General features: G+C 46.9%; 7 protein-coding genes and 1 pseudogene. 1 reads left to right on the forward strand and 7 read right to left on the reverse strand.

The genetic code is table 11. The annotated features are described in order from the left end of the window. Positions 1-50 precede the first annotated feature (50 nt). The 7 genes from JGK07_RS31365 to JGK07_RS31395 form a co-directional block, all read right to left on the reverse strand. On the reverse strand, positions 51-1,148 hold the full coding sequence (locus JGK07_RS31365; protein WP_293186883.1) for a serine/threonine protein kinase: 1,098 nt from the start codon (positions 1,146-1,148) through the stop codon (positions 51-53). Between the two features lie 208 nt (positions 1,149-1,356). Next, positions 1,357-2,109 carry an SGNH/GDSL hydrolase family protein gene (locus JGK07_RS31370; RefSeq protein WP_293226639.1) on the reverse strand — a complete coding sequence of 251 codons (753 nt, stop codon included), beginning with the start codon at positions 2,107-2,109 and terminating at the stop codon, positions 1,357-1,359. A gap of 281 nt (positions 2,110-2,390) precedes the next feature. Next, complete coding sequence (gene mutL / locus JGK07_RS31375) at positions 2,391-4,298, reverse strand: DNA mismatch repair endonuclease MutL (protein ID WP_293226642.1); 1,908 nt, start codon at positions 4,296-4,298, stop codon at positions 2,391-2,393. Positions 4,299-4,601: 303 nt separating this feature from the next. Beyond that, on the reverse strand, positions 4,602-5,696 hold the full coding sequence (locus tag JGK07_RS31380; protein ID WP_293186886.1) for an ATP-binding protein: 1,095 nt from the start codon (positions 5,694-5,696) through the stop codon (positions 4,602-4,604). Between the two features lie 341 nt (positions 5,697-6,037). Continuing rightward, complete coding sequence (locus JGK07_RS31385) at positions 6,038-7,294, reverse strand: beta-ketoacyl synthase N-terminal-like domain-containing protein (RefSeq protein ID WP_293193716.1); 1,257 nt, start codon at positions 7,292-7,294, stop codon at positions 6,038-6,040. Positions 7,295-7,474: 180 nt separating this feature from the next. Then, positions 7,475-8,260 carry a peptidylprolyl isomerase gene (locus tag JGK07_RS31390; RefSeq protein ID WP_293186888.1) on the reverse strand — a complete coding sequence of 262 codons (786 nt, stop codon included), beginning with the start codon at positions 8,258-8,260 and terminating at the stop codon, positions 7,475-7,477. Positions 8,261-8,408: 148 nt separating this feature from the next. Next, positions 8,409-8,975, reverse strand: a complete 567-nt coding sequence (locus JGK07_RS31395) for a photosystem I assembly protein Ycf4 (protein ID WP_293186889.1) — start codon at positions 8,973-8,975, stop codon at positions 8,409-8,411. A gap of 202 nt (positions 8,976-9,177) precedes the next feature. On the opposite strand from JGK07_RS31395, the pseudogene JGK07_RS31400 reads away from it, so the two are divergent. Then, positions 9,178-9,504: pseudogene (locus JGK07_RS31400) on the forward strand (photosystem II D2 protein (photosystem q(a) protein)); the annotation flags it as partial.

Genomic DNA, 9,504 nt, shown 5'->3' on the forward strand with positions numbered 1-9,504 from the left:
TTTATTCCTGTAGTTTTAGGACTGTGGACTAAAATTACCAACGTAGATGTCTAACATTGACTACTTTTGGGTAGCTTTGTCCAGGTTTTTACGAGCGGTAACTTGTACTGGTGTTGTTTGCTGAAGCCCGAAATGTTCGTCACCAAGACGGCGAGGGTGCGGCCGATCGTGAATAAATCCGAGACGACAGTGGGCCCTTCTCCTGCTTCCGGTGCGCTGTACCCCACTGTTCCGTAGATGTCCCCATCTAAGTCGTCAATGCGCCGCACCCCACCCATATCGATCAGTTTCACGTCATTGCTTTCGAGCATGACGTTATCCGGTTTGAAGTCGCAATAAACTAAACCTTGCGCGTGCAGGTAGGCAAAAGCGCCGAGAATGCGATGAATGTAGGCGATCGCTTCAGCAACAGGTAACACTCCGCGCGTCTTGCGAATCTCCTTGAGCGTCTGACCTCCAACGTACTCCATAATGATGAAGCCTTCGTTGAGGTGGTTGACGAAGTTGTAAATCCCAACGATGTTGGCGTGTTTGACAGAGGCGAGGAATTGGCGTTCGGCTACAGCAACGGCAGCACTGGCTTCGTCCTCCGTGTTGAGCAACCCCTTAAGAACGACGTAGCGCGACAGACTCCTATCAAATCCCAAATAGATCCAGCCGAGTCCCCCGTAGGCGATCGCACCTTTGACTTCGTACTGGTTAATGACGCGATCGCCTGGTTTGAGGCTGGGAACGAAGGAATACTTATGACCGCACTTCGGACAAAACCCTCTTTCCCGACTTAAAGCGTTGTTGCAACTGGAACAGAAGCGTTTGTTTTCCGGGACGACGGCTTCTACAAGCAGCGCCTTTTCCGGTTCAGTGGAAGGGAGTTCCGGAATCGACACCAATCCCGCACCTAATTGTTTGCGGCTGCTTCTAGAGGCGCTACCCGTGCGCCGGGAACTGCGGCTGCTTGCGGAGGATGAACCCGTCGGCGTACTGGCTGTGGGTGAATTGGTTCTCGATAAGCTCGCGTTCGATGCAGTGGGGAGAGGGGAGGAAAGCAGCCGTTCAGCGGTTTTAACGGCAGCCATGCCGCAGACATCACAATAGCCATCCTCGATCGTTCCCGTACAACCCGATTTTTGGCATTTATCGCCATCCATTATGACAGATTTCCTTAAGAAAGAATTGGTGTATGGTGGATTCTTTCAGTATGCGCGACGAACCCAAGTTCAGGGATATTTGGGATAGCTTTGCAATGGAATTTAACGAAATTTAACGATTCGATCGCCTTTTAGACAAGGGTTTTAGAATTTAGTTTGCGATCGGCCACACAAACGAGACAGAAATTCTCATATTGCGGTCATTCTGTTAATCCTTTTTATCTAAAAAAGCCACTATTTTTAATAAAGCTTCACGATAGATTTTTTTGCCATCAGCATTGAGGTGAACGCCATCCGAAGTCAAATTAGCCTTCAAAGCTTTACCTTCAAATAACGGCTGCAAACCAGCTTCATCAATTGATAAATTTTCAGCAGCAGCAACCTGGCGAATCAACTGATTAAACTTATCGACTCTCGGAATCGGAGCAGCAACAGTAACATCGCGACTGGCCTCAATAGTGGAATAAAAAGCTGGCATCAAAATCACCTGTTTCGCCCCCATATCTTTTTTGACAGTGCTAATTATTTGCCGCATATTTTTCACAAATTGTCCCTCCATACTTCTGTAAATAGCATCGTTTGTCCCGAGAGCAACAATCGCGCGATCGCACTTAACTTGAGCAGCAGTTAAAAACTTAAGCTGTTCCAACTGAGAAATCGCAGTCAGGCCAGAGATCGCAAAATTGAAAGAATTGTCACCCAGATTATTCCCCAGCATCGAAGTGATGGAATCTCCAAAAAAACAAGTTTTTATCTGCGTATTCTGAGTCACAGCAACTTGATACTTTACCTCATCTTGCCACCAAGACTGAGAACTCAGCGTATCCGTCGGCAATTCCAGATAATTTGCATTCGCCATTACCAAAGTTCTGCCCAAATAGCCCCGCTTCCCTGTGTAGATTAAGATAATAGATAGCAAAACTACATTTAACACAATCGAAAATATAAAAACATTTTTCATTTTTTTCTTCCCAACGCACAATCTATTATTGTCATCTAAAAAAGGTTTGTAGTGAGGACTTCAGTCCTTATTTTTGCGGGTCAAAATGCTCACTACAAACGATTATCAAAAAATTTTTCTTTATTTTATTCTAGTCTGATGCCGACTTGCATTCCTCACTACAATCAAATTCTGAAACATTTCTTCTCTCTTCTCTTCCTCTCTGCGTTCTCTGCGCCCTCTGCGGTTCAAAAAAAACAATTCTGTATGTAACGCGAATCTTAAAGCATAACTTTTAACCTTCAAATCCCGTGACTTTTTCCAAGCACCCAACTGCGGCGAAAAATCCGAGCCAAAGTCGATTCTTCCAACGCAAAATAGATCGGGCGGCCGTGCGGACAAGTGCGCGGATTGCGAGTTTGCTGCCATTCATCCAACAAATTTTGCATTTGGGAAAGATTGAGAGGAGTACCATTGCGAATAGCGCTGCGACAAGCAGTAGCAACTTGAGCAGCTTGCAAATCTGCGACTTTACTGAGTTCAAAAAGCGCATCCGCACAGTCATCTCGATCGACCAATAAATCCGGTACTTCCCGTGCCGCCCATAACTGTTCGCCAAAACTTTCTACTTCCAAACCCAAGCGGGACAAATTCTCAATTTGCAGGGCAGATAATTGACTGAGAATCACTGGTTTTTCTAGAGATTTTAGCTGCCAATCAGCGCAGATACGTTCGTACAAAACGCGCTCGTGAGCGATGTGCTGTTCGACTAACCACATTCCGCTAGAGTGTTCTGCAACAATGTAAGTATTGTGAACTTGAGCGATCGCCCTCAGTTCCATCAATCCTATTTTACGACCTGTTGTCTGTTCGTCACCGCCATCACTCTTTCGAGCTGAAGTCCCCACACTGTAAGCACTTTTTTGTTCTGATGCTTTCAACAACTGTCCCACGCGATCGGGAATTGGAGGATCTGCCAAAACCTCATCATTCAGGTGCAAAGCCCGATCGATTGCAGCGCCAACTTGTGCTTGCCAAAAACTCGGATCGTGCAGATAAATTTCCACTTTAGCCGGGTGGCGGTTCCAGTCGATTTCCGAGGGGGAGAGTTGTAGGTGAACAAAACACACGGGATAGCGATCGCGCGGACAAGTGCGGGCGAAGGCGCTGAGAATAGTTTGCTCTATTTCGGGCGATCGCACAACCCGCCGATTTACTGCCACCTTAACCCAATCCGGCCGCCTGCGGTGACAGCGATCGGGCAAACCAATTACTAACTCCAAAGACTGGGAATTGGGAATTGGGCATCGGGCATTGGGCATTGGGAATTGATAATTGTGGTTGCTTGTAGCTCCCACAAGTTCAGTTTCTCGCAAGAGATTTGCTACTTTCTGATTCTCAGGACTCGCAGGCAAATCTAACTTTAAATATTGTAAATCGCTCGATCGCACGCCGCGCACAAACTGAGGCAAAATTTGTTCCGCTGTGCTCGCCGAAGTTATGTAAAAACAAGGCGCATTTGCTTGGCGCAACTGCCAATTAACGTAGGGGTGACAAATTGCAATTTGCTGGAGGATTGATTGGATCGATCGCATTTGCTGTGCCGGCGACAAAAAAGTGCGGCGCACAGGCCAATTGCCAAACAAATTAGCCACAGTCACCACCGTGCCCGGAGCAATTGCCACTGTTTCCAGCTCCACAGCTTCCCCAGCGTTGTTGTAAACTACCCGCCAGCCCGATCGAGCATTTTCAACTCCCGGCTGGTTCAAAGATGACTTCTCAACTCCCCCTCTTGTTAAGGGGGGGCTAGGGGGGGTTTCCGCAGACTGTCGATTTTCCCAATAATCTCCGAATCCCAAATCGTTGGGCCTGCTCAAAACCTCCAAACAGCCCAACTGAGCCAAACTGTGCAAAGCTTCACCGCGAAATCCCAAAGTAGCAATTTTGTAAAGGTCAGCTTCCGTGGTAATTTTGCTCGTACTGTGAGGCGAAGCCGCCTGCTGCAAGTTTTCCCGATCCATTCCCGTACCATTATCGGCAACTTGCACCCGCCATTGTTCGGGCCAAACAGACACAACGATGCGAGTTGCGCCAGCATCCAGAGAATTTTCTACTAATTCTCGTACCGCAGCGGCGATCGAGTCAATAACTTCGCCTGCGGCAATTAAATCGATAACTTCTGCGGGTAAGGTTTGAATAGTAACTGGCATCAGATTTTTAGCGGTTCGTTAATTCAATTATACCTGATTCTGCCACTCCATACACACGATCGCGATCCGCCCAAAAACTGGTAATGTTCCACATAGTTAAGTCGTAGATGTTCCCAACATTTTAGACAAAAGTTCAAGCTCCCAGATTCACTTGTGGGGGCAACTATCCAATCTCAAACTTGTCCTGAGCATCTTGTCCTGAGCGTAGCCGAAGGGAGCCGAAGGAAGTCGAACAATCTCAAATCGATTAAATGATTGATTGAAGTCGGTGGTGACAAACAAACATTACTTAAACTCCACAGACTAACTGATGACTTTTGGCAAGCGGATGTAAAAAGTGGTTCCTTTTTTGTTTTCCGACTCATAACTAATTTCCCCTTTGTGAGCATCAACAATCGACTTAGCAATCGCCGTTCCCAAGCCAGTACCAGTCCGCTTGCCATAGGTTATAAACGGTTCAAATAACTTGTCCTTGATTGATTGCGGAATGCCAGGGCCGTTATCATAAATGCTAATTTCTGCCCAATCCTCACTTTCTGTCAGCATAATCTCTATTCGGCCCCCGCGTCCGCCAAAAGCTTCAACAGCATTCCCAACTAAATTTTGTAAAACTCGCAAAATCTTATTGTCGTCAGCTTCCACTATCACTTCTGATACCCCCAGCACTAAGTCTACTTTTGCAGCCTCAAAATAAACTCTGTTCAACTTTTCAAACTGCTGCAACGTCTGGATGAGATTAACTGGTTTTTTATTTAATGCAGAGTTCCCACGCGAAAATTCTAATACTTCCTCAGCCATCCCCAACATTCGCTGAACTTGCAACTGAATAAGTTCACACCATTCCTGAGTTTCAGCATCGGGGTGCATTTCTTTGAGCATTTCGCTGGAGAGTTTAATTCCGGTAAAAGGACTTTTGAAATCGTGAATAATTGTGCTCACCATTTCACCCACCAAAACCATTTTTTGTTTGTGTACGAACTGGCTAACATATTGATCCGTGGTAGAGCGCAAATTTTTAATAATGAAACTAAACATTTGCATTACTGAACTGCCTTTAGCAAACTCGAGGTTTGCTATCAATTCTTCGCGGCCTATTTTGGCCAAACTCGATCCGGCAACTGCCACAGCTCTAGCACTGCGAGGCTCTCCGTCTAAAACTCCGAGTTCGCCAAAAAAATCGTCGGGCTTAGCGACAGCAATAGTTTGATATTTACTGTTGTCAATCCGCTTGCTAAACTCGACTTTACCTTCTAAAACTAGATATAAAAAATCGGCTGTTTCTCCTTCTTCAAAAACCACCGTTTCTTCAGCAAAACTTTCCAATACAGCTATTTGGCACAGATGAGCAGCTTGAAGAGGTTCAAAATAAGACATAAATCGATGAGATGCCAGATCCATGTGAAAATACCTGAGGCTTAATTGAAACTGTTTCTTTCTTCTATCTTCGCGCTATAAGCATCGATGCGTTAATAAAATACAATACTGCTGGAATTTGCTGTTATTTTCTGGAATCCCTGGCTTTGAGGGAAGGGTAAGCCTCGATATGGAGAGCCAGACTAGCACAGCGGTACCAGAAATCTCACCAACATTCTAAGTTAATTGACTAAAATACATATATATGATATTTGATCTCAGATTTAAATGGGAAGTGCGATCGCACTTTCGGACACGCCCCCACAAGATTTTAATTGTAGAGAGATGCTGCAATTTCAATGCCGATCGCCTTCGATTACCAAAAATTAACGATCGCCCGACAACACAATCCCAGCATTCTGCCCGCCAAAACCAAAACTCAAACAAACCGCATTTCTCACAAAAGTCGATCGGGCGCAGCGAACAAAATCTAACTCAAACCCCGGTTTTTTTATGCCAGTACAAGGCGGCAACACCTGGTATTTAATACCCATCAAACAAAAAGCCACGCCCAAAGCACCCGAAGCTCCCAAAGTATGACCAGTAGCCCCCTTCGTCGAACTAACAGCAACTCCTTGGCGAAACAATTTCTGAATTAACAGGGCTTCGTGTCGGTCATTTAAATCAGTTCCAGTACCGTGAGCGTGAATAAAATCTATATCAACCGCCGTTAAATTGCTACGTTTCAAACATTGATTTACCGCCGCGATCGCACTTTTTCCGCCCAACTCCGGCGAATTAGCATGAAAAGCATCATTTGTCAACCCAAAGCCGGAAATTAGACCGTAAATTCTAGCGTTGCGGCGCGTTGCCAACTCACTTGATTCTAATACAAATAAAGCCCCGCCTTCGCCGAGCACCAAGCCTTCCCGCTCTTCGTCAAAGGGATAACAGCCCGTGTTTGCCAAAGCACCCATCCGGTTAAATCCAGCCACAGTCAGCGGTGTAATTGGCGCTTCAACAGCACCAGCGATCGCGCGCTGACACTCACCGGTGCGGATTAAATCAACAGCGCGGGCGATCGACTGTAGGCCCGTCGCACAAGCAGCCATCGGCGCCAGCACAGGCCCCATCGAGCCAATTGCCCTCGCCACCGCGATCGCCCCCATGTGAGGCAAAAAGTCCACGAATTGGGCATCGGGAATTGGGAATTGGGCATCGGGAATTGGGAATTGGGAATTGGGCATCGGGAATTGGGAATTGGGCATTGGTAATTGGGCAATTCTCCCCATCTCCCCCTCTCCCCCTCTCCCCCTCTCCCCCTCTCCCCATCTCCCCCTCTCCCCCTCTCTTAGCAACAGTTCCAAATTAGCCTGAAAGCCGCGACTAGAACCGATCGCAATTCCGCAATCAGGAATCGGCAAAGTCAAATTAGCATCTTGCAAAGCATCTGCTAAAACAGGCAAAATTAAACTTATTAAATCAGCAGGTTTTGTACCTACCAAAGCCAAAAGTTGCGGTTCAAGTTCTAAAAAAGGTTGATGTTGCCGAATTCCCGACTCCCCAGATAACAATCTTTTCCAGCTATTTTCCAGATTTCCCAACGCTGAAACAAGACCAATTCCCGTAACCACAACATCCATAAGTATCAGTTAGAAGGCAGTAGTTATTAGTTAGTTGTGATTAGTTATTCGTAATCTATGACTTGTTGGTTGTTGATGCGTAGTTATCAGGTATTAGTTTTGGCTTGTTACCAATAACCAATAACTACTACCAACTCCCAACGGCAAACTGTCAACTGTCAACTGTCAACTGTCAACTGACTAACTAGCAGCCTTAAAATTTTCTAAACCCTGGGTCACAGTAGCCTTATCAATCCGATCGCCCGCTTGAATCTTATCAACAACATCCATCCCTTGCTTCACGTAGCCAAAAACCGCATAGCTACCGTCCAAAAACGGCACATCGGTCAAAGTAAAGTAAAACTGAGAAGAAGCCGAATCAGGACTTTGCGATCGAGCCATAGCCACAGCCCCGCGAGTGTGCATCAACACGGGTTTCTGAGCAATCCCAGCTTGTTCTAGCGTTTGGCTGTAAGTCGGGTTCGGGGCATCTTTAGCTTTAATTTCCAAAGGAATCCTGCGTTCGACAGATGTTTTCGGGTCAATAAAGCCCCCAGTTCCCAGCCGCGACGCAGGGAATTTAGGGTCTTTGCCCTGGGGGTCGCCACCCTGAACTACAAAAGGCTGAGGTTCCCGCACCACTCGGTGAAATACCAGCCCGTCGTAGACTCCTTTCTGAATCAAATCGACAAAATTGCCCGCAGTAATTGGGGCATTTGTGCCGTCGAGTTCGATCGTAATCGGAGTACCTTTAACCGTCATCACTACCGTTGCTTTTCCTTGCAAGCGTGGCAAATTGCTAAATTGCGAACTCGCCGCCACAGCAGCAGGAGACGGAGACGGAGACGGAGACAAAGAAATGCTTTCACCCGACGCCGGATTTGGTGTCGGAGTAGAGTTTGCAGCAGGGGAACTACCGCATCCCCCGACAAACAGCGCGCCAATTATTAAAAGTGAGAAGAACCACCGCTGAATTTTGATTTGCATTTGCATTTGTATTTTCACTTTCACTTCATTCAGATCGGGTACATGGCCGGGCGCACTCTAGATTTATCGATTTTGTGCGCCCCGCCGTCCAACCTACAAAACATTACCAATATCAAATCGAAAATCCCAAATCCCAAATCCCAAATCTCTACAGCCCTTCTAGGGACACTTGCAAAAATCGAGCCAATTCGGCAGCTTGATTTTCCACATCAGACAAAGAAATGGGCTGTCCGACTCTTGTCAGGGGAAACTGACGGCGGTCTTTGAGCTTAAGATAAATGCTGCGGCGGGGGCTGAGACCTTCTTTAATATCGACCCGCACAGATTGCACGTCCGATGTCTTGCAAGTAAAATCAAGTTTGCGGTTTTTGCCGGGAAATCCCCAACGGAAGATCCGAATGTTACCTGTTTTGCGATCGAACTCATTGTATCCGCCGCCAACATCCCAGAGAACAGTCAGCCACAGATAAAGCCCCAACAGCAGGGCGCAGACACCGTAGAAACCCATCGCGATGCCTTGGGGGATGAAAATAAGCTGAGTCGGGTCAGCAAAAGGCAGCAGGTTCTTGTGTAAGTAGCTGGAAATGCTCGACAGCAGGAAACCAGTCCCTCCAATGCTGACAACCGTTGCCCACCAGTAATTGCTGAAGCGACGAGATCCCAAAACCTCATAGCGCAGGACAGAATCGATCGAGGTCATTGTTTTTGCAGTCATAAATTTAAACAGCCTTAAACCAAAATTTTAATTCAACTAGCCTACCTTAGTCTCACTCCGCTGGCGCGATCGCCCAGTCACGATCGCGATTCTGTATCAACTCCTGCTGTTCTAGTTGAAAATTAATGAACTTATAATATATAGTTATGTTAAGTTTAATTAGAAACCTTGGTCTTTTAACAAGCAAAAGGATTTTACCGTAATGACAATCGCAGTCGGACGCGCCGAGAACGAAAGAGGCATCTTTGATGTACTCGACGACTGGCTCAAGCGCGATCGCTTCGTCTTCGTAGGCTGGTCTGGCATCCTGCTATTCCCCTGCGCTTACATGGCGATCGGTGGCTGGTTAACCGGCACCACCTTCGTTACCTCCTGGTACACCCACGGTTTGGCAAGCTCCTACCTCGAAGGAGCCAACTTCCTCACCGTCGCAGTCTCCACCCCAGCCAACAGCCTCGGACACTCCCTGCTGTTCCTGTGGGGCCCCGAAGCACAGTGGGACTTCACCCGCTGGTTCCAACTCGGTGGC

The organism is Microcoleus sp. PH2017_24_DOB_U_A (assembly GCF_020738205.1).
In the GTDB taxonomy this organism is placed as follows: Bacteria; Cyanobacteriota; Cyanobacteriia; order Cyanobacteriales; family Microcoleaceae; genus Microcoleus.